The sequence below is a fragment of the Agrobacterium larrymoorei genome (assembly GCF_037722385.1).
Lineage (GTDB): Bacteria > Pseudomonadota > Alphaproteobacteria > Rhizobiales > Rhizobiaceae > Agrobacterium > Agrobacterium larrymoorei_C.
In genome coordinates, this window is sequence record NZ_JBBKAQ010000020.1 from 490,605 (window position 1) to 510,119 (window position 19,515).

Genomic DNA, 19,515 nt, shown 5'->3' on the forward strand with positions numbered 1-19,515 from the left:
TGATCACACCTCGCGACATCAGTCGCACAAAGGCTTTCAGCGGCGATTGTTGCGCAGTTCCTCAAAGAATTCCAGATATTGATCGACGATCCGCTCTGCGGAAAAGCGGGCGGCCAGTTGCTCTCGCCCACCCTGAACCAGCTTCGCACGCAGCTCAGGAGATCTCTCAAGACGGCTAAGTGCTTGTGCCATACCCTCGACATCGTCGATCTCGGTAAAGAGCGCACTCTCCTCATGTGCCGCCGCCCAGGATGGTCCCTCTGTTTTGGTGGAGACCACCGCGACTTCGGCCTTCCACCCTTCCAGAAGCACATTGCCAAGCGGCTCCTGGCGGCTCGGCACGCAGAACATGTCCGCCGCCTTGATATAGGCTGCTGGATCGGACACCCAGCCGATGAAACGGACACGGTCGGCAATCCCAAGCTCTTGCACCAGTTGCTCCAGATCGGCCCTGTCAGGGCCATCCCCCACCAGCCACAGCCAGAGATGCGGTGTGGCAGCAATCGCGCGCAGCAAGGTATCGAAACCCTTCGTCGGCACGAAGCGACCAAGCCCGCAGACCAGAGGAACATTGTCTGGCGTAGAGAAATCCGCCCGCTTGACGACGGACGCTCCAACCTCCCCCGGGAAATTGGAAATAATCGTCGTCTTACCCTGCCAGCCAAGTTTACGGCAGTGTTCGATGACGTTCGGCGCGTTGCCGACGATGGCGTCGGTGTTGCCGAAATAGCGAACGTGATGCGGATAGTCGCCAAGACGCACCACGCGCAAGGCGCTGCCAGTATCCGGCATCAACCGTGACGTCGGCGCGCGCCATCCCATAACAACGTCAGCCGGCCACTGCTTCATCGATCGTTTTAGCAACTGCGTGCGCAGCCACCAGTTAGGCCAGCGGCGAAGATAATAGCCTTCATACACCTTCCCACGATTTTCCAGCTCATGACGCCATGTCACGCCTGGCCGGATAGCGAATTGCTGCTCGATACCGCGCTCGTGAAAAGCCCGCGTCAGACGGAGGAAGAATTGCTCTGTGCCGCCATCCGTGCCGAACTGTAGGTGAAATATTCGCTTCACGCTCATTGCGCCGGTTTCTCCTCAACTTGGACGCTGTAACCGCGCGAAATCACGAAAAATACTTCCGCTTCGTCGCGATTAGCTTGTCCACCATAAGCCGCCGCTGCTTGCGAAGGCCATAGAGGAAGCTGCGGGCGTTACGGCTTCTCGATATCTTTCCGGGATGCGCGATATCGCTGACCGCATCCGTGGTGGACACTGGTCGCGGAAAGAATGAATAGCCACCGCCAGTACGTGTGATCCAATAGCGGAAGAAATTGTCGACCGGCGCGAAGATCACGCGGTGACCATCGACAAATTCCTGTGCACCTTTTCTCGACCAGAGAATGGCACCGGTCGTCATCGGAAAATAATGGGCGGAGCAAAGAGTAAATATATTTTTCCCGAAGCTCATGGTCTTCAATGGACGGAAGATCTTCAGCTTCTCATTGCCCATGTTGACGATCCGCCAATTGGGATCATGCGCATTGAGAAAACCGATCGTTTCCGTCACAATCGCCTGCAGAGCTTCATGGGGTGCGGCGTCATCTTCGATCACAAGACAAAAACGTTTGTCCGTCCGAAGAAACGCCTTCGCCGCATTCAAATGACTATAATAGCAGCCGATTTCGCCACCGACCAACTCGCGCCCCATATAACGTCTGGCAGCCGCGGCATCATAATCTGCAACCGTGTCGAGTGCGAGCTTGCGCCCATCAAAAGCCGACAGGCGCTCGAACGCAACACCGGTTTTCTGGAGCGATGCCGAGACTTGGGAGAAGCGGGCCGTGCTGCCATCCAGATTGATGACGTAGCAGCAGAAATCACCTTCGGGTCGGAAGTCATTCACATTGGAGATCATAAAGCGCCCTACCGTTTCATCTGTTTGAACAGATCGAGATAGGCATCCACCACCGCATCCTTGCGGAAATCGGCGTCGAGCCTTGCCCTGCCCTGCTCTCGCAGTTTCGCCGCCAGTTGCTCATCCGTGCGGATGCGGTTGATCGCAGCAAGCGTGCCGTCCACATCGTCGATGTCACACATCAGCGCGTCTTCACCGTCACGGATAAACCAGGAAGGCCCTTCGGAGCGGGTTGAGACCACCGGCACATCCGCCTGCCAGGCTTCCAGCACCACATTTCCGAGCGGCTCGTGGCGCGATGGCATGACGAAGATCGAGCCCGCGGCAACATAATCCATCGGCTCCTCGACCCAGCCGGTAAAGCGCGTGCGATCTGCCATGCCCAGTTCTTTCACCAGTTCTTCCATCTCAGACCGCTTGTCGCCTTCACCGACCAGCCACAGCCACGCGTCGGGGATCTGCGCCACGGCCTTGATCAGCACATCGAACCCCTTGCGCCGGATGAACCGACCCGAACCCACGACGAGGAAAGCATCCTCCGGTGTCCCCATGCTGGCACGCGACACCGGCTTGATTGTCGTTTCACGCACGAAATTGGAAATCACCTTGACCGGCTTCGTCCAGCCCAGTTGCACGCAGGCCTCTGCAATGCCGGGCGCATTGGCAACGATCAGATCATTGTTGCGGAAATTCTTGAGATGCCGTGGGTAATCGCCAAGCCGTGTCAGCCGCACGCTGTTGCCATGCGCTGGAACCAGACGGGACGAGCGCGACATCCACGCCATCACCACATCCGGCTTCCATTCGCGCATGATCTTGTTGACCTGCCAGCGAAGCCACAGCGCCTTCGGCGAGATGCGCCGATATTCACTTTCGATGGTGGGGCCAAGCCCTGCGATCTCGTCGCGCCAGATGCGTCCCGGACGAACGATGAAACGCTGCTCGATGCCACGATTGCCAAAGGCCGTCGCAAGGTTGACGAAGAAGCGCTCCGCGCCGCCCTCCTTGCCGAAATGCATATGAAGAATTCTTTCGGCACTCATCCAATATCGCTCCGCGCACAGCCAATGCATAAGCGCTATATAACTGCATCCAACAATAGTCCACGCGGCTGCTAGCCCAAAAGCGTACTGAGCATTCTTGCGCACAATAAAGGTAGGTCGACGTAACGCTTAGCTCAACCGGAGGCCTGCTAAGATGCGGAATCTTTCCAGAAAATCTCCCGGATCGCGCCACGCTTTGTCAGGAAAACCACAAGCTGCCGGTGAATCTGGCTGATCTCGTTCCAACCCCGACGCAGCTTTCTCAATTTCAGCCGCCACCCGGTGGGCCGAGCAGCCTTTCCGAATTTGGCAATATCCGAATTGTATTCATACTGCCGCTGCGTCGCCATGGCCGGCTGGACGATGAATGGCTTCAACTGCCGAAAGACAGGAGAGACCGTATCGTTGAAGAGAAAATGATCGATCGGAACTCTCATTCGCCCACGATAAGACAGCGCCAGTTCTGCCGCACCGCGCGACAGGATGTAAGCCCCGCCGCCCACATGGCGTGAGTACATGCGGTGCAGTGCCCGCTCCGTGCCAGGAACCTTGATCTCCGCATCCCCCAAAAGAACCTTGGAGATGCCTGAGCCGAATTTCTCCAGCTTGATCACATCCACATGGGGAGGAATCCAGTCATCCGACATCAAGATGTTGGCGACATCGCCCGAGAGAAACACATCATCCTCGAGCATCAAGCCAAACCGCGCACCGGTCTTTAAAAAGGCTTCCCAGGCATAGGTGTGGCTTACCGTGCAGGAACGATCGCCCAGCCCAAGTGCACCCAGCGGACCAGCAGGCGTGATGACGCCATCGAGCACCGCCTCATCTACCTTCGTCGCATCGCAGGCATCGACCCGTGTAAACGCCACACCGCGCTCTTCCAGATGATGAGACACGCGCTCCAACCTGTCCTCGCGACGCGCAAGGTTGATGACAAAAACGGGAATGGCTTGGCTCATGTCGCACTCTTCCAAGTCTCAAGGCCCAACGAGGCCTTCGTAGCTCGGCGACTCTATAGGCTTTTCAACGATCGCAGCACAAGATGCATTGCTGGCAAGGCCGGGTCTTGAGCATACGCCGAGACATCGGCATCAACTTCCCGGTTTATTTTGCCGACGACTTGCGGTATCGCAGCGTGAACGCGCCCCTCCTCCTTCTAGTGAGGCTGCGCCAAGACGAGATGAAAGCAAAGCCCATGTCAGAAAAAGCAAAAGTAGCCCTCATCACCGGCGTCACCGGCCAGGATGGCGCCTATCTGGCACAACTGCTGCTCGACAAGGGCTATATCGTCCACGGCATCAAGCGCCGCTCCTCGTCCTTTAATACCGGCCGCATCGAAAACATCTATCAGGACCCGCACGAGGAAAACCCGCGCTTCATCCTCCATTATGGCGACATGACGGACGCGACCAACCTCATCCGCATCGTCCAGGAAACCCAGCCGGACGAGATTTACAATCTCGCTGCCCAGAGCCACGTGCAGGTCTCTTTCGAAACGCCGGAATACACCGCCAATTCGGACGGCATCGGCACGCTTCGCCTGCTGGAGGCAATCCGCATTCTCGGTCTTGAAAAGAAGACCCGCTTCTACCAGGCCTCCACCTCCGAGCTCTACGGTCTGGTGCAGGAAGTGCCGCAGCGCGAAACCACACCCTTCTATCCGCGCAGCCCCTATGCCGCGGCGAAACTCTATGCCTACTGGATCGTGGTCAATTATCGCGAGGCCTACGGCCTGCATGCCTCCAACGGCATTCTTTTTAACCACGAAAGCCCGCTGCGCGGCGAAACGTTCGTCACCCGCAAAATCACCCGCGCCGCTGCCGCCATCAAGCTCGGCCGCCAGGACAAGCTCTACCTCGGCAATCTCGACGCCAAGCGCGACTGGGGCCACGCGAAGGAATATGTCCGCGGCATGTGGCTGATGATGCAGCAGGATGAGCCGGACGACTACGTCCTCGCCACCGGCGAGACCACCCCCGTTCGCACCTTCGTCGAATGGGCCTTCGCCGATGCCGGCTTCACCCTGAAATGGGAAGGCGAAGGCGTCAACGAGAAGGGCATCGACACCGCAACCGGCAAGGTGCTGGTCGAAGTCGACCCCCGCTACTTCCGCCCCACGGAAGTCGATCTCCTGATTGGCGACCCGACAAAGGCGCATGAAAAGCTTGGCTGGAAGCATGAGACGAGCGTGAGGGAGTTGGTGCGTGAGATGGTCATTGAGGATTTACGGCTCATGCGCGCCGAAGTGATCGCAAAAGGCGCGTAGTCGATGAGCATCTACAGCCTTCACGGCAAACGCGTCTGGGTTGCCGGCCACCGAGGGATGGTTGGTTCAGCTATAGTCCGGCGGCTCGAGCGGGAAGAGTGCGAAATCCTCACAGTCGGTCGCGACACGGTCGATCTGGCTAACCAGGCGCAGACGAGTGACTGGATCGCGAAGACGCAGCCACACGCGGTGTTTCTTGCTGCTGCGAAAGTTGGCGGCATTCTTGCCAACGACACGCGCCCTGCCGAGTTTCTCTATGAGAACCTGATGATCGAAAGCAATATTATCGATGCGTCCTATCGCGCAGGCGTCGAAAAGCTGCTCTTCCTCGGGTCATCCTGTATATATCCGAAGCACGCGGAGCAACCGATCAAGGAAGAAGCCCTCCTGACCGGCTCGCTTGAACCAACCAACGAATGGTACGCGATCGCTAAGATCGCCGGCATCAAACTGACGCAAGCCTACCGTAAACAATATGGCTGTGACTTCATCTCAGCGATGCCTACAAATCTCTATGGTCCCGGCGACAACTATGACCTAAACTCCAGCCATGTTGTGCCTGCCCTCCTTCGCAAGGCGCATGAAGCAAAAATGCACGGCGACAAGGAAATCGTCATTTGGGGTACCGGCACTCCGCGCCGTGAGTTTCTCCATGCAGACGATTGCGCAGACGCACTAATTTTTCTCATGAAGAACTACTCTGGCACCACCCACATAAATGTAGGGAGTGGTGTAGACCTTTCAATTTCGGATCTCACCCGGTTAATCTGCGACGTCGTTGGATTTAGCGGAAACATCAAGCGTGACCTAAATAAGCCTGATGGTACGCAGAGGAAGGTAATGTCATCCCAACTCCTTAAGAGCATGGGCTGGAGTCCCACCATTTCACTTGAGGAAGGCATATCACAGACCTATTGTTGGTACAGGAATCAGTATCATGGCAAAATATAAAAAGATTACGCGCTTTGTTTTTTCCGTTAACAGAGCCCTTCGAGTCTTAGTATTGCGGATGCGCGGGGTGCAGGTGGCTTGGACAGCCAATGTCCATTGGAGCGCTGAGATATCGATGATGAAAGGATCTATAGTAATTGGTCCTAGGACCACTATAGATAAAGGAGTTATTCTCCGTACCTACGGCGGTAAAATTTCAGTGGGTCCAGATTGTTCGTTAAACCCATATGTTATTCTATATGGCCACGGCGGTTTAAAGATCGGCCGCGGAGTCAGAATAGCTGCTCAAACAGTGATAATACCCGCTAATCACACCTATTCCGATCCGAGCACATATATTTTCGAACAAGGTGAGACGCGTCAGGGAATCGTGATTCAAGATAATGTTTGGCTAGGAACCGGCGTACGCGTACTAGATGGTACGACGATCGGAGAAGGTTCGGTCGTAGGCGCTGGAAGCGTTGTTACGAAAAATCTTCAGAAAGGGGGAGTGTTCGTAGGAGTTCCAGCTCGAAAGATAGCATCTAGATACTAAGTCAAAGCTCGGGAATTGAACTAGTGAGATAATTTTTCTGTAGAACCCATTCGCGAAGCCTCTTGTCAGTATTGAACGCCGCTTGGTGATATTCTCGCCCCTTCGATTTCCAAAATGCGACAAATGATTGGAAATCACCAAAATTCTGTTCCTGCTCTAGAAAAAAATCCGGTTTCACCTTTGTTTGTTTATGCTCAAATTTCGACAACGAGTGAATAAAATATTTGGCTATTCTTTTCTCGTTGTCATGTTTATGTAAATATTTCCTCCGTAGTTCACTGTAGGAATTTGAAACACCCTCGGAAAAAGCTCGTTTTTTGATGTAATCGAGCGTCATACGGTCGGTGGAAACCATGTGATGAACAGAAGCATCAGGATGGAATATAGTCTTCCATCTATTCCTTTTAGCAATCGTTGCTACATGAGTTTCTCCATCCCCCCGAAATCTAATCAAGTCAAAAGGGTATCCATCTGGATGAAATCCTTCAGCCTCCTCCAGCACCGTCTTCCGAACCGCAAAATTACACCCCCAAACCAAGTATGGATCATGGCAGATTGGATTTTTGTCTGGGAACTCGAGAATACTCAGCTCAGGTAGAAACCGTTGCCCATTTGCGTTCAGTTCCCAAAGCAGGCTTAACCAAGTTGGAGGTGCGCTCTCGAAAAGGGCGAAACAATTGCCGCCGGCAAGCCCTACATCGGGCTGGGAAAACGTCTCACAATAAGCAGCAACTATATTCTTAGATACGATCACGTCGTCATCTAAGAAAACGATTACATCGCCTCTAGCTGCATTCCAGCCGGCGTGTCGGCCAGCAAGCAAACCAGGCACAGGCTCATAAATGTAACTAAAATTTCGAAAATTTTGTATCAAATCTCCGACAATTTTGGCCGTTACATCTGCGGAACCATTATCCACCACTATAAACTCGATATCTGGCATTTTGCCAAAAACTTCGGCAGCGGCATTAAGTACAGGACGTAGCTTATCGCCTCGATTGCGAGTGGGCATTACGAAAGATAAAAGCAAGTTAATCCCCATAAAAATCATATTAACTTAACGTAATATCTTTCTTCATTGAGAGATACTTTTCCCCACCAAATTTTCGTATGTCACGCGCAAAGGAAAATTTTTCAAACGACGAAACACAACCACTAACAATATTCTCATGTAATTCGACAAAAACGTAAGGCACCTCAGACAGTAATACTGATGTTGATTGAAATACTTCTTTCTCTGCTCCCTCAATATCTAATTTCAAAAAACCAACTTTTCCCGAAAAGTCGGCCAGCAACGTGCCAATATCGATCGTGTCAACTTGCTCGATTGCGACTGCATCCACGTTGTCGATAGGACGATCAATTACAGTGAACCCCCACTCCCCTGTACCACGATTTCTCAAACTCAACGGCCCTTCGTGGGAACCCGCGAGAGCCACTTTCCGGATCTCAATGTTTGAGTACAGAGCAGTATTGCGCTGTAACAAGCCAAAATTATTTTTGGAAGGCTCAATACAAACTATCCGAGCGTGGGGAAACGAGTTAGCGAACACAATAGCAGCGCTTCCAATATATGCCCCAGCATCAATAATGACACCGTCGTAGTCGCGCGGGAGGTAGTCGCAGAGAAACGTATATTCTCCTGTTATACTTTCTATCGCTACATATAAATCTGGCGTCCCGCATCTGACAATCAGATCAATGCCTTGCACGTTGACGGACAACTCAGTACCACGAGGCAAGAGCTCATATAATATCGATTTGGTTCGCCCGATAACCGCTGAATTTTTTTTGATCCGTTTATTTGACAGCTTGATGTCGCGGAAAATCGTTTTCAATCTCTGACTCCATAACAGACAATCTTAGATTTCTGGGGCCTTTGGCAAAGCTGAAAGACGTGTAAAGGCCCTTTCTAGCGCTTCACAAAAGATGCCTTGTTTCGCATATCTCTCATCATCCAAAGACGACAAACGAGCTCTGCCCCTGCAAGGCGAGAAATCCTCTATGGTAGAGCAGACCATCAAGATACAGTCTGCCAATGAGATTGCATCATCAGGGTCAAACAACAACCCAGCGTCCCCGACAAAGGCTGCGAACTGGTGCGGGTAAAGCACGGGCTTGCCGAGCGACCAAGCCTCAAGCGGTGGAAGGTTCGATGGGCCAAAATACGACGGCATAACTAACGCTAACGATCCGCCATATAACCCCGCCAACTCGTCTGGTGGGACAAATCCCAGGAAACGCGTCGTATCATCCAGCCCCAGACGACGCGCGAGGATTTCGACGTTCTTCTTTTGCCCTTGTTCACTTCCCGAAAAGACAATCTTCGGAGCGGTTCCAGTTCGTGCTTTGATAATTGCAGCAGCTTCCAGCAACCTTGCGTGGTTTTTGTGGGCCCAGAATTGAGCCGGATAAAAAAGATACCCTGATTCGAGCTGATACTTTTCCAGTACAAAACGGATGTCCTTAGATGATTCCAAAAAAGGCGCAGGGGCGAATGGCATTGAAAGGAAACGACCACCGTATCGCCTTTCGGCCACTTTTGTCGTGTAGTCACTGTCCGTGATTGTAAGAAAGGCCTTGGGTGCCGCCTTGGAAAAAAGCTCCTCCCGTTTTTCAAACTCGCGTGCCTGACAAACCTCGGGAAATTCGGGATGGTCAAGATGGCAAAGGTCCCATATCGTGAATATATAAGGTGTGGTTTGCAAATCGAGAGCATTAGGACTAGGAGAGGTAAAGTAGATGAGTGCCACATTCCGACGCATCATCTCTTTTTCAAAAGGAGAGACCCTCTCATTTTTTTTGCGCTTTGAAGTCGCAATCTCTCGAACTTTATCCAGCAGGCTCCGTTTCGGAATGTCTAAATAATCTACCGAAATTCCAATCTCCCGCAAGATCCTCACATTTTCCTTAACTCTCGTCAGAATTTTGACATTGTAACAGGATGGCGCGATATCAACAATTTGCCTAGCTGCATTTACAGCTTGGTTAAAACCACCGCCAACGGTAATCTTCTTTTCGATTATCACCGCTAGGACAAGCTTATCCTTTTTGTAAACATCAATCGTAGAAGTTACGGTCATTAGGCAGCTCTCAGAATATAGTAAACACCCCAGCTATCTACCGTGGGTTTGTCATGCGACAACCATGCGCCCGTCTCATCGATCTTCATACCGGCGTTAAGTGTCATGATTTCGATCTCTTCCGGAAAAAAGTAACGCATAGGATGCTTTTCTCGAAACGTCGATATAGAGCCAGATGCTTTGTCTTCTACGAAGAACGTAAAGTTCACACAAACGACTCGACCGTCAATATCATGATCGGGTTCCGCTATACGCGTAACCTTGATCTTCTGGTTCTCTCCCCGACGAATACGGACCTCTGGGGGTGTCGCCTGAACAGCCGGGCCATGCCAAAGATCAAAAATGGCAACCGAACTGTCGCTCATGTGCGCACGAAATGTCTCTAATGACCTGACGACGTCCTCCAGCGTTGTCTGGTAGCTGAACACGTGAAACAATGCGGTTACTACGTCATACGTTTCTCCTGCACGAAACTCGCGAAGATCGCCCAAAGAAAACCGACAATTCCCTGCAACCGTTTCGATAGTTCTGCTGCGCGTCTTCGCCTGCATCAACATGGCAGAGCTTAACTCGACCCCATGCGTGTGAAAACCTTTCTCTGCAAGCAAAAGATCATGCGAACCTGTACCGCAGCCAAAGTTCAGAATGCTCTTTGCCGCCGGCGCGTGGTCCCTGATGAGCCTCTCGACAAACTCAGCTTCGCCAGCATAATCCTTTCCCTCATTAAGAAGGTCATAGATCTGAGCATAATCAGAAAAGGCGCTCATTCGACGCACGCTCGCACCTTGCCGATAACTTCATCTATATCGTCGTCAGACAGACCCAAGCCGCTGGGAAGGTAGAAACCATTCTCTCCAATGTATTCAGCGACGGGATGACAATCACTCGGGAACAAACCCATTTTCTCGAACACTGGTTGACGATGCATCGGCCAGAAAAAGGGGCGTGTCCCGATGCCCTGCTTGGCCAGTTCAGCGACAATCTCGGTTTTTGACCTGGGAGCATCCGGCTGAACAACGAGCCCGTAGACCCAGTATATGTTCTTAGCATACGACGCCTCTGCTGGCGCTGTCTGGAAGCAATCCAAGTTTCCAAGAGAGGCTTGATACCGCGCACCAATCGCTCTCTTTCGCTCTACAAAACCGTCAAGCTGCTCAAGCTGCGCGACACCGACAGCCGCCTGAAGGTTGGACATTCTGTAATTCCATCCCAACTCATGATGAACAAACCGCTGCTGCTCATTGAAGCAGAGATTTCGCAATGATCTGCAACGGTCTAAAAGCTTCGGATCATCTGCAAGGACCATTCCACCCTCGCCTGTCGTCACGTGCTTGTTAGGGTAGAAACTGAACGTGCTGATATCACCGAAGCTTCCGCAGGGCCTTCCCTTATAGGTCTGACCATGCATTTCTGCGGCATCCTCGATAATACGCAGATTATGCTTGGCAGCTAACTCGAGAATGGGATCCATATCCACGGGCAGCCCGTAAATGTGGACGATCATGATGGCTTTGGTTTTGGTGGTGATCTTTGCGGCGATGGCCTCAGCCGTCATGTTCCAGGTCTGCGGGTCGCAATCCACGAGTACAGGCTTAGCCCCTGCCCGAACGACCGCTGCCGCGCATGAAATAATCGTAAACGTCGGCATGATGACTTCATCAGCGGCGCCGATATCAAGGGCTAGAACCGCCATATCCAGAGCACAGCTGCCATTTGCCACAGCAACACCATCACCGCGACCGACCTTGGCTGCAAACTCGCGCTCAAAACGGCGTACGAAAGGGCCTTCGGACGAAATCCATCCTCCTTCAATACACTCAAGAAGATACTCAGCCTCTCGGCCAGCGAGCGATGGTGTGTTGACGGGGATCATGTCGAGACTTTCTATTAGGCTTCGATAATGCAGTCATCAGCGGACACGGGGTACACGCCTTCCTCAGGAATGCCGTCAAAAATCGTCTTATCGTTCAAACCTGCATACGGTCCCTGTTTGATTTCGATCATTTCGACGGGTTCGATCATTTTGAAGGCGTGCCCACCCGCAGCGAGCATCAATACGTCGCCAGCACCTAACTCTTCCGATCCGATATAGCTTTGCTCTGGAGAAAAGAAATCCACTCTGAGCCGACCTTTTCGAATAACCAGGACTTCTTGCGTTAGTTGAACCGATCGCTCGTTGATGTTGTGGTAATGTGGGGGAATATATTCTCCGACTGGGCGGTTCATGTAAGCGAGCTGCTGAGAGTAACTCGTATCCGTAACGAACTTGACGCCGTCACACTTGAAGCCACTTGTGATAATGATAGCGATCTCAAGGCCGCCGTGCTGTATTCTCTTGATCATCTGATAGTCATCCGGTCCACGGCTACGCGTCAAAAAACGAAAAGCGATGCTCACAGTTTTGGTAGAGGAACTGCGCTATATAAAGACATGATCGGATTTGAGGAAGAGCGATTTTGTCGTTAGTCCGCTAATCAAGCCTCATCTGGGCGGGAAGCCGCGTTCTCGGCAACACCTCCTTTCCAGAGCCAGCCAACCTCTGCGGTGACTTAGCGATTGCAGCGGCTCTTCATGGCGTCTGACCTTGCCCCGTTGAACTAATCCATTTTGAAGTAAGCCCGGCTCATTGAGAGGATCAAGGAATGAAACGCAATCGTTTCACAGACTAACAGATCATAGCATTCTGAAGGGCACGAGGCTCGCACGCCGGTCTAGGAGCTTTGCCGCAAACACGACGTCAGCGATGCCAGCATCTATAAATGGAAGGCCAAATTCAGCGGCATGGACGTATCTGAAGACGCTAGAAGACGAAGCTTAAGAGGTTTCTGGCGGATGCCATGCTCGACAATGCCGCTTTGAAAGACGTTTTGGGAAAGAAGCGGGGACTTCCGCAGCAAGGCGGAAAGCTGTCACTCATCTGATGAAACACCATCAGATGAGTGAACTGCTGGCGTGTAAAGCCATCTGCTTCTGCTGGATAACGATCCGTTACAAACCAAGCACAGCGATGAGACCATGACCTTCGAGAGCGGATGAAGGCGTTGGCCCATGAACGCCGGCGCTTGGGATATCGACGCCTTCATGTGCTGCTCAGGCGTGAGGGGGAACCACAAGCGGCTCTTCCGGTCTTATTGGCAAGAGAAGCTGACGGTGCGCAAGCGCGGCGGTCGGAAAAGAGCGATAGGCACACGAGCTCCGGTGCTGATCCCGCTTGCCGCCAATGATCGCCGGTCGCTGGACTTCGTGTCGGATCAACTCGCCGATGGTCGCAGATTTCGGGTGCTGACCGCCGTCGACGATTGCACCAGAGAATGCCTTGGCCTCGTCGTCGATACGTCCCTTGCCGGTCTGCGGGTTGCCCTTAAGATGGACCGGATCATCAAGGGACGAGGCAAGCCGAAGATGATCGTCAGCGACAACGGCAGTGAGTTCATCAGTAACGCGGTCCTGCAATGGACGAATCGGAGCAGGGTGGAACGGCACTATATCGCACCGGGCAAAACGATCCAGAACGACTTCATCGAAAGCTTCGAGGGGCGGCTGCGCAATGAGTTCCTGAATGAAACGTTCTTTCGTCACTGACCATGCGCGATCAGCGCCCTTAAACTCGCGTAGCCATTACAACGACCCAAAGAGTTCGCCCAGACGATCAACCCGCGACGGGATACCGTGCTACGCAGCCGGAATGGCACCGTACCGCACCCCGCCGCTACCGACCCAAAAACAGCAACCGAAAACCGATGGAGCGAACTCAAAATTGGATAAAACTTGGGGGCAACGTCACGTCGGCCTTCCACCACTCTTACTTCTACATGTTGGCAAACACCGCTTCCAGTACGCTACCTTCCCATCTAGACAATATCATTGTCGATCCAGTCAAACTCCAGGAGCAACTCGAAGCAGTGTGCCGTGACTAGCTTGGTATCGATTACACAAGAAATGAGTTCATTCTTGAAGATTGCAGTGATTGGATATCGGAAGCGTTTTTAAGCGTTCAAGATAGTAGTGCCGGGCAATAGAAACGCCGTCTGCCAACTGAGATGGATCCTTGGCGGCGGCCACTATGGCATCTGCAAATTCTTGATCAGTCACCGCTGAAAGCGCATTGCCGTGGCTCAAAAAGCTCTTCATTGCCATTCCGCTGGAGTGAATCAAAAGCTTCTTGGCGAGCACGGCATCCTGGATGACGCCGGACCCCTGTAGCCCATAGACGGATACGTCATAGGGAAGAAGCACAGCGTCGAGCGATTCAAACATTTTTTTGAATTCGTCGGGCGACAACCGGTCGCCGACTTGTTCGACTCGAACACTGCCGTCATTCGTGAAATCGGCAAGTCCCCCGTAGACCCCGTCTGCCGCAAAATCCTTTGTTGACCCTTGAACGATAAATTCTATCGGATGCAAGCCTTCTGCCGCGCAGCGCTCAGCAGTAGAATGAATGATCGAAGGAATACGGCGGCTTCCCTTTTCAGAGCGCGGTGCTCCGAGAACTCCCACACGAAACGTGTTGCGGTCACGGTGAACGCCATGATTGTCTTGCGCAAAACCGACGCTACACGGAAGAAAAAAACCACCCGTGACAGGAAGCCGATACCGGCTACTGAAGAATGCCGCCATTTCCTCAGTTTCAGTAAAAAGCTTCACGTTAGGAGGAAGATCAGCAACGACAGCGCCGAGGCGGCTTTCTAAGAAGCGCGGGCTATGTTCGCCCATGGTCGGGGATAAAAACCGTAACGCGACGGTTGGCGCTGCTCCACCTACCCGTGTACTAAAATCCACCGCGGATTCGAGTGAGTCGAGATCAGCCGTGGGAATGACGATCATATCGCTCCGCGACATCATCAAGCGTGAGCCGGTATCGCATAGCTCTTGCCCGTAAGCAGAGGGGAAGAGTTGTCTTTGGCCCGAGAGCAACATTTTCAAACTGACGCGCAGACGCTGCCTTAGCGAGCCGTGTAGCCGTTTGGCGCGCAATCTGGACAGTTTGAAATTCTTCTCGGGTATAAGCCCAGCTGCCGTACCCAGAAAACCGTCATACCCTTCACCTGCAACAAAATGAACTTCGGCGTTTGAGAAAACAGACCGGAGAGCGCCAATCTGCGTGTGGTGGTGCCCACGATTGGAAATCAAACTGCGCTCGACGATGAGAAGTTTAAAGACACTCTGATCGGATAACTGGGTCAAATATGTGCCTTCTCAGCGCGCGTAGCCGGCACCGAAATGCCTATGGCTTCAATACCTGTGTTGAACTTCTTCTGGCGAAAGAAACATCGGCATGCAACCCGTCTCTTTCATAGGTATAACATTTATCCCATCAGGATAAGACACATATGTGGTCTTGATGATCTGGAGTGCTGAACGCCACCGCGGCTGGAATTGTGCAGCCCGTCCATTCTGGTTGAATGACTTCATTGAACAAGTAAGCCGAAATGGGTAGAGGTCAGGTAACTGAAGCTCCCCTGTGCGCGAAGAGACAATCCCATGCCGCCTATCGATATCTGCCTTGTCGCCGGCCGCAGGCCTGAGCTTCTTGAGAGAACATTGACGAGCTTCAAGTCCTCGATGTTCGACAGGTTCGAAATCGCAAACTTTTATGCCAATATCGATCCGATTTTCGGCAATGCCGAGGATGAGGCCGCGACGGTTGCAGTTATTCGCTCCTTCTTCCCGCACGCTCAAATTCGCACGCCGGAGCAACCGGGCTTCTGCAAGGCGGTAAAATATCTTTGGCAGCAGGCGCGTTCAGAAATCCTCTTTCACCTCGAGGACGATTGGCTGCTGGATGAACAACTCGATCCCGCTGAGGTCTCTCGAATCTTTGCCGATAAGGACGTAGCCCAACTGTCCTTGAACCATCACCACAAACACTGGAATTTCAGATATGGCCACTTCCATCGCAGGTGGGACAGAAAGACGATCCTGGGCTTCCGCTTCAAGGTGGGCAAGCCCTTCCCGCTCTTTGCCACATCGCCATCTTTCTTGAGAACCGACTTTGCCAAAAAGGCGGCGTCGCTGATGGATGATCGGTTCGATCCCGAAAAACAGTTCTACGACGGCATCAACCCCGCCATGGAAGATTTCGTACGCCCTTACAAAAACTACATGTTGGGGGCGAAGAAGCGTTTCATCATCACTGATATCGGGCGCGAATGGCGCGATAACCGCAAATTGACCAAGACCTATGTGGATGGCGTTTCGAACTGGGAAAAGGAAGGCTGACCGCCTCCCCTCAAACCTCGACCAGTCCCAGCCTCTTCACCTGCCGGATGGTCAACATCGTCCGCACCGTCTCCACATGCTCATCCGCCGTCAGTACCTCGATGACAAAATCCTGGAACTGCGTGAGGTTTTCGGCCACACAATGAAGCAGGAAATCGCTGTCGCCGGATACCATCCATGCTTGGCGCACCAATGGCCAGCGATCGGTTGCGGCGGCGAAGGCTTTTAGGTTGGCTTCGGACTGGCGCTTCAGGCCCACCATGCAGAAGGCCACGAGATCGAAGCCGAGCTTCGGGGCGTTCAGCATCGCGTGGTAACCTTCGATGATGCCGGCCTCTTCAAGCTTGCGCACGCGGCGAAGGCATGGGGGCGCGGAAATACCGACGCGATCGGCAAGCTCGACATTGGTCATGCGGCCGTCGCGCTGTAGTTCCTTCAAAATTTTAAGATCGATGGCATCAAGTTCGACGCTGGCCACGCGCGCATTCCTTCGTCAGCGGTTAAGTGCTTCCTTCTACTCCAAGGCGTGGGATTCGCAATAATCCGTCGTGGTCGCGACACAAAATTACGTGTTCGCCCGCAACTGCCCTGTTGGTAATGCACGGCTGCCCTTGAATATCGGCACTGGACACCCTTAAATGCTGCGCAAGAAGGGTAGTGCCTATGGCGCCATAATGAGTCCGGCTGCCTGCGCCCTGTTGAAAGGAACACCTCATGTCCGCCCGCCACACAAAGGTTTTGATCATCGGCTCCGGCCCCGCCGGCTACACCGCCGCCATCTATGCAGCTCGCGCCATGCTCGAGCCGGTTTTGATCGCCGGTATGGAACAGGGCGGCCAGTTGATGATCACTACCGATGTGGAAAACTATCCGGGATATGCCGATCCGATCCAGGGCCCGTTCCTGATGGATCAGATGCTGAAGCAGGCGCAGCATGTCGGCGCGGAGATCGTCAACGATCTGGTAACCGAGGTTGAAACGACGTCGCGCCCCTTCACGGTGAAGACCGATTCCGGCACCGTCTGGACCGCCGATACGCTCATCATTGCCACTGGCGCCAAGGCGAAGTGGCTCGGCATCGAAAGCGAACAGCACTTCCAGGGCTTTGGCGTTTCGGCCTGCGCCACCTGCGATGGGTTCTTCTATCGCAACAGGGACGTCATCGTGGTCGGCGGTGGCAACTCTGCGGTGGAGGAAGCGCTTTATCTGGCCAATATCGCCAAGTCGGTTACCGTCGTGCATCGCCGCGATAGCTTCCGTTCGGAAAAAATCCTGCAGGAACGCCTCTTCGCCAAGGAGAATGTGAAGATCCTGTGGAACACCGAAGTCGCTGAAATCACCGGCACACCGGCCAAGCCCCCCATGCCGCCTTCTGTTACCGGGGCGCGGCTGCGCAACACCAAGACAGGCGAGATCACCGAAATGCCGGTCCACGGCGTCTTCGTGGCGATCGGTCACGCGCCAGCGGTTGAGCTGTTCAAGGACAAGCTGAAGCTGAAGCCAAACGGCTACATGTGGACGGCACCTGATTCGACGGCCACCGATGTCGAAGGCATTTTCGCCGCGGGCGACGTCACCGACGATACCTATCGCCAAGCCATCACCGCGGCCGGTATGGGCTGCATGGCCGCTCTTGAAGCCGAACGTTATCTCGCGGCGCAAGCGCCGCTGGCTGTCGCAGCCGAATAAAGAAGGGCACCAAACCGCATGCCTATGCCATTGGACTGGGACAAACTGCGCATATTTCATGCGGCTGCCGAAGCTGGATCCTTCACCCATGCAGCGGACAAGCTGCATTTGTCCCAGTCCGCCATCAGCCGTCAGGTCAGTGCGCTCGAGCAGGATGTCGGCGTCAAGCTGTTCCACCGCCACGCGCGTGGCCTGATCCTCACCGAACAGGGCGAGTTGCTCTATCGAACCGCGCATGACGTGCTGTTGAAGCTTGAGACCGTCAAGATGCAGCTGACGGAAACAACAGAGAAGCCGAGCGGAAAACTGCGTGTCACCACCACCGTCGGTCTCGGCCAAGGCTGGCTGACGGACAAGGTGCAGGAGTTTCTCCAGCTCTATCCGGAAATGTCGATCCAGCTCATCCTCGACAATGAGGAGCTGGACGTAAACATGCGCCATGCGGACTGCGCGATCCGACTGCGCCAGCCGCAACAGTCCGATCTCATCCAGCGCAAGCTCTTTACCGTGCATATGCACGTCTATGCCGCGCCCTCCTATATCAATCGGTACGGAGAGCCGCAGTCGATCGAGGATCTCGACAACCACAAGATCATCTCCTTCGGCGAGCCCGCGCCAAATTATCTGCTGGATGTGAACTGGTTGGAAAACGCCGGTCGCTCATCCGACAATACGCGCCTTGCCCACCTGCAGATCAACAGCCAGACTTCCATCAAGCGTGCCTGCCTGCTGGGAATTGGCATCGCCTGCCTTCCCGACTACATCGTCGGGCGTGATCCTGGCCTCATTCAGCTGTCGCTTCCGGCCGATATTCCATCCTTCGATACCTATTTCTGCTATCCGGATGAGATGAAGAATGCCGCCAAACTCAAAGCCTTCCGCGATTTTATCGTGGCAAAGGCCCGAAACTGGAATTTCTGACGCTCCGCTCCGTCCTGAAAAACCAACCAGTACAATGTCATGAACCGCACCATAGTGCTGCCAGATGGCCTGCGCGCGAGACTAGCCTTGCGACAAAAATATGACCCTGGGCGCGAGTGATGCACCCTATGCATGCCTGTCCTGCACAAAAAAGAGTTGAAGCCTGCCCATAAAAGCATCATATCGCACATAGCTGATGCACACGGCGGCTTTTCCTCCCAGTTCCGCCGCATCAGCTGTTCCCCTCTGGAGGTTTTTGACCTTCACAATTACAAGGGCCCTGGAGCAATCCGGCGGCCCTCTTTTTTTACCCGCAATAAATTTCCTCGTCTGAAGCGTTAATGAGGGTAATCGCCCTTGTTTCTGGCCTATTCCAGCGCCATATCTTGGTCAGTACTGGACGCTTTCCGGTTGTCCGGTGCTGTTCCCCTCTGGAGGTTTTTACCTTCAAAACTGTCGGCCGCGGAGAAATCCAGCGGCCTTTTTTTTGCGAAAATCTTCTGGCCTTCCTTGATATCGAAAAACCTCGATATAAATATCTTGATGTTTAGATATGCAGGAATGAGATGAACCCCGAAGACGCATTGAAAGCGATCGCCCATCCGGTGCGGCTGAAGTTTCTCAACTGGCTGAAGGAGCCGGAGAACCACTTCAACCAGGCGCACCCGTTCAGCATGGGCGTATGTGCACATCAATTCGAGATCAGCGGTCTCTCACAGTCCACCGTCTCGTCGCATCTTGCAGCCCTGCAAGCGGCCGGCCTCGTCCGCTCACGCAAGGTTGGGCAGTGGAATTTCTACGAACGCGACGAAGAGAACATCGCCAAATTTCTCGCCTATCTGAACGAAACCCTTTGACGCATTGGCGCAAACGCTGCGCTCCCTCTCAAC

At 53.5% G+C, this 19,515-nt stretch carries 19 protein-coding genes and 1 pseudogene; 8 read left to right on the forward strand and 12 right to left on the reverse strand.

Annotation, left to right across the window (positions count from 1 at the left end; all coding sequences use genetic code 11):
- Window positions 1–36: 36 nt before the first annotated feature.
- The 4 genes from WKI41_RS21250 to WKI41_RS21265 all read right to left on the reverse strand — a co-directional run bounded on the left by WKI41_RS21250 (window position 37) and on the right by WKI41_RS21265 (window position 3,920).
- Window positions 37–1,080 (reverse strand): glycosyltransferase, encoded by a 1,044-nt coding sequence (locus tag WKI41_RS21250; protein ID WP_340195410.1) that lies wholly within the window; start codon window positions 1,078–1,080, stop codon window positions 37–39.
- A gap of 43 nt (window positions 1,081–1,123) precedes the next feature.
- The gene (locus WKI41_RS21255; protein WP_340195411.1) at window positions 1,124–1,915 is read right to left on the reverse strand and encodes a glycosyltransferase family 25 protein; all 792 of its coding nucleotides are present in this window, start codon (window positions 1,913–1,915) and stop codon (window positions 1,124–1,126) included.
- Window positions 1,916–1,923: 8 nt separating this feature from the next.
- Window positions 1,924–2,958: a glycosyltransferase gene (locus WKI41_RS21260; protein ID WP_340195412.1), complete on the reverse strand. Its 1,035-nt coding sequence runs from the start codon at window positions 2,956–2,958 to the stop codon at window positions 1,924–1,926.
- Window positions 2,959–3,107: 149 nt separating this feature from the next.
- Window positions 3,108–3,920 (reverse strand): glycosyltransferase family 25 protein, encoded by an 813-nt coding sequence (locus WKI41_RS21265; RefSeq protein ID WP_340195413.1) that lies wholly within the window; start codon window positions 3,918–3,920, stop codon window positions 3,108–3,110.
- A gap of 236 nt (window positions 3,921–4,156) precedes the next feature.
- Between WKI41_RS21265 and gmd the strand changes: the two genes are divergently transcribed.
- From gmd to WKI41_RS21280, 3 genes are all read left to right on the forward strand, one after another.
- Complete coding sequence (gmd, locus tag WKI41_RS21270; RefSeq protein ID WP_340195414.1) at window positions 4,157–5,227, forward strand: GDP-mannose 4,6-dehydratase; 1,071 nt, start codon at window positions 4,157–4,159, stop codon at window positions 5,225–5,227.
- Window positions 5,228–5,236: 9 nt separating this feature from the next.
- Window positions 5,237–6,178: a GDP-L-fucose synthase gene (gene fcl, locus WKI41_RS21275; RefSeq protein WP_340195508.1), complete on the forward strand. Its 942-nt coding sequence runs from the start codon at window positions 5,237–5,239 to the stop codon at window positions 6,176–6,178.
- Between the two features lie 118 nt (window positions 6,179–6,296).
- Window positions 6,297–6,713, forward strand: a complete 417-nt coding sequence (locus WKI41_RS21280; RefSeq protein ID WP_340195509.1) for an acyltransferase — start codon at window positions 6,297–6,299, stop codon at window positions 6,711–6,713.
- Window position 6,714: 1 nt separating this feature from the next.
- Here the strand turns inward: WKI41_RS21280 and WKI41_RS21285 are convergent, their stop codons facing one another.
- The 6 genes from WKI41_RS21285 to WKI41_RS21310 are packed head-to-tail and all read right to left on the reverse strand — an operon-like array spanning window position 6,715 to window position 12,139.
- Complete coding sequence (locus tag WKI41_RS21285) at window positions 6,715–7,764, reverse strand: glycosyltransferase (RefSeq protein WP_340195415.1); 1,050 nt, start codon at window positions 7,762–7,764, stop codon at window positions 6,715–6,717.
- 1 nt (window position 7,765) lies between these two features.
- The gene (locus tag WKI41_RS21290; protein WP_340195416.1) at window positions 7,766–8,551 is read right to left on the reverse strand and encodes an FkbM family methyltransferase; all 786 of its coding nucleotides are present in this window, start codon (window positions 8,549–8,551) and stop codon (window positions 7,766–7,768) included.
- Window positions 8,552–8,575: 24 nt separating this feature from the next.
- Complete coding sequence (locus tag WKI41_RS21295; protein ID WP_340195417.1) at window positions 8,576–9,796, reverse strand: glycosyltransferase; 1,221 nt, start codon at window positions 9,794–9,796, stop codon at window positions 8,576–8,578.
- Window positions 9,796–10,563 carry a class I SAM-dependent DNA methyltransferase gene (locus WKI41_RS21300; RefSeq protein WP_340195418.1) on the reverse strand — a complete coding sequence of 256 codons (768 nt, stop codon included), beginning with the start codon at window positions 10,561–10,563 and terminating at the stop codon, window positions 9,796–9,798. The genes WKI41_RS21295 and WKI41_RS21300 overlap by 1 nt, the downstream gene beginning before the upstream one ends.
- Window positions 10,560–11,669: a DegT/DnrJ/EryC1/StrS family aminotransferase gene (locus tag WKI41_RS21305; protein WP_340195419.1), complete on the reverse strand. Its 1,110-nt coding sequence runs from the start codon at window positions 11,667–11,669 to the stop codon at window positions 10,560–10,562. Before WKI41_RS21305 ends, WKI41_RS21300 begins: the two co-directional genes overlap by 4 nt.
- Before the next feature lie 14 nt (window positions 11,670–11,683).
- Complete coding sequence (locus tag WKI41_RS21310; protein ID WP_340195420.1) at window positions 11,684–12,139, reverse strand: hypothetical protein; 456 nt, start codon at window positions 12,137–12,139, stop codon at window positions 11,684–11,686.
- A gap of 329 nt (window positions 12,140–12,468) precedes the next feature.
- Between WKI41_RS21310 and WKI41_RS21315 the strand changes: the two are divergent.
- Window positions 12,469–13,561: pseudogene (locus tag WKI41_RS21315) on the forward strand (IS3 family transposase).
- Window positions 13,562–13,741: 180 nt separating this feature from the next.
- Here WKI41_RS21315 and WKI41_RS21320 read toward each other — a convergent pair.
- On the reverse strand, window positions 13,742–14,980 hold the full coding sequence (locus WKI41_RS21320) for a hypothetical protein (RefSeq protein ID WP_340195421.1): 1,239 nt from the start codon (window positions 14,978–14,980) through the stop codon (window positions 13,742–13,744).
- Window positions 14,981–15,277: 297 nt separating this feature from the next.
- Between WKI41_RS21320 and WKI41_RS21325 the strand changes: the two genes are divergently transcribed.
- Window positions 15,278–16,015, forward strand: a complete 738-nt coding sequence (locus WKI41_RS21325; protein WP_340195422.1) for a hypothetical protein — start codon at window positions 15,278–15,280, stop codon at window positions 16,013–16,015.
- A 10-nt stretch (window positions 16,016–16,025) separates the two neighbouring features.
- On the opposite strand, the gene WKI41_RS21330 is transcribed toward WKI41_RS21325, so the two are convergent.
- The gene (locus tag WKI41_RS21330) at window positions 16,026–16,493 is read right to left on the reverse strand and encodes an Lrp/AsnC family transcriptional regulator (protein WP_340195423.1); all 468 of its coding nucleotides are present in this window, start codon (window positions 16,491–16,493) and stop codon (window positions 16,026–16,028) included.
- 236 nt (window positions 16,494–16,729) lie between these two features.
- On the opposite strand from WKI41_RS21330, the gene trxB reads away from it, so the two are divergent.
- From trxB to WKI41_RS21345, 3 genes are all read left to right on the forward strand, one after another.
- Window positions 16,730–17,704, forward strand: coding sequence for a thioredoxin-disulfide reductase (gene trxB / locus WKI41_RS21335; protein WP_340195424.1), 975 nt, complete (start codon window positions 16,730–16,732; stop codon window positions 17,702–17,704).
- Between the two features lie 24 nt (window positions 17,705–17,728).
- Entirely contained in the window at window positions 17,729–18,625 is an 897-nt protein-coding gene (locus WKI41_RS21340; RefSeq protein ID WP_296014747.1) for a LysR family transcriptional regulator VtlR, read from the forward strand.
- 566 nt (window positions 18,626–19,191) lie between these two features.
- Window positions 19,192–19,482: an ArsR/SmtB family transcription factor gene (locus WKI41_RS21345; protein WP_340195425.1), complete on the forward strand. Its 291-nt coding sequence runs from the start codon at window positions 19,192–19,194 to the stop codon at window positions 19,480–19,482.
- Window positions 19,483–19,515 lie beyond the last annotated feature (33 nt).

What these genes read in the sequence shown, in the direction of transcription:
- WKI41_RS21250 (WP_340195410.1), bottom strand. Translation starts at nt 1,080, where the DNA reads ATGAGCGTGAAGCGAATATTTCACCTACAGTTCGGCACGGATGGCGGC.
- WKI41_RS21255 (WP_340195411.1), bottom strand. Translation starts at nt 1,915, where the DNA reads ATGATCTCCAATGTGAATGACTTCCGACCCGAAGGTGATTTCTGCTGC.
- WKI41_RS21260 (WP_340195412.1), bottom strand. Translation starts at nt 2,958, where the DNA reads ATGAGTGCCGAAAGAATTCTTCATATGCATTTCGGCAAGGAGGGCGGC.
- WKI41_RS21265 (WP_340195413.1), bottom strand. Translation starts at nt 3,920, where the DNA reads ATGAGCCAAGCCATTCCCGTTTTTGTCATCAACCTTGCGCGTCGCGAG.
- gmd (WP_340195414.1), top strand. Translation starts at nt 4,157, where the DNA reads ATGTCAGAAAAAGCAAAAGTAGCCCTCATCACCGGCGTCACCGGCCAG.
- WKI41_RS21280 (WP_340195509.1), top strand. Translation starts at nt 6,297, where the DNA reads ATGAAAGGATCTATAGTAATTGGTCCTAGGACCACTATAGATAAAGGA.
- WKI41_RS21285 (WP_340195415.1), bottom strand. Translation starts at nt 7,764, where the DNA reads ATGATTTTTATGGGGATTAACTTGCTTTTATCTTTCGTAATGCCCACT.
- WKI41_RS21295 (WP_340195417.1), bottom strand. Translation starts at nt 9,796, where the DNA reads ATGACCGTAACTTCTACGATTGATGTTTACAAAAAGGATAAGCTTGTC.
- WKI41_RS21300 (WP_340195418.1), bottom strand. Translation starts at nt 10,563, where the DNA reads ATGAGCGCCTTTTCTGATTATGCTCAGATCTATGACCTTCTTAATGAG.
- WKI41_RS21305 (WP_340195419.1), bottom strand. Translation starts at nt 11,669, where the DNA reads ATGATCCCCGTCAACACACCATCGCTCGCTGGCCGAGAGGCTGAGTAT.
- WKI41_RS21310 (WP_340195420.1), bottom strand. Translation starts at nt 12,139, where the DNA reads ATGATCAAGAGAATACAGCACGGCGGCCTTGAGATCGCTATCATTATC.
- WKI41_RS21325 (WP_340195422.1), top strand. Translation starts at nt 15,278, where the DNA reads ATGCCGCCTATCGATATCTGCCTTGTCGCCGGCCGCAGGCCTGAGCTT.
- trxB (WP_340195424.1), top strand. Translation starts at nt 16,730, where the DNA reads ATGTCCGCCCGCCACACAAAGGTTTTGATCATCGGCTCCGGCCCCGCC.
- WKI41_RS21340 (WP_296014747.1), top strand. Translation starts at nt 17,729, where the DNA reads ATGCCATTGGACTGGGACAAACTGCGCATATTTCATGCGGCTGCCGAA.
- WKI41_RS21345 (WP_340195425.1), top strand. Translation starts at nt 19,192, where the DNA reads ATGAACCCCGAAGACGCATTGAAAGCGATCGCCCATCCGGTGCGGCTG.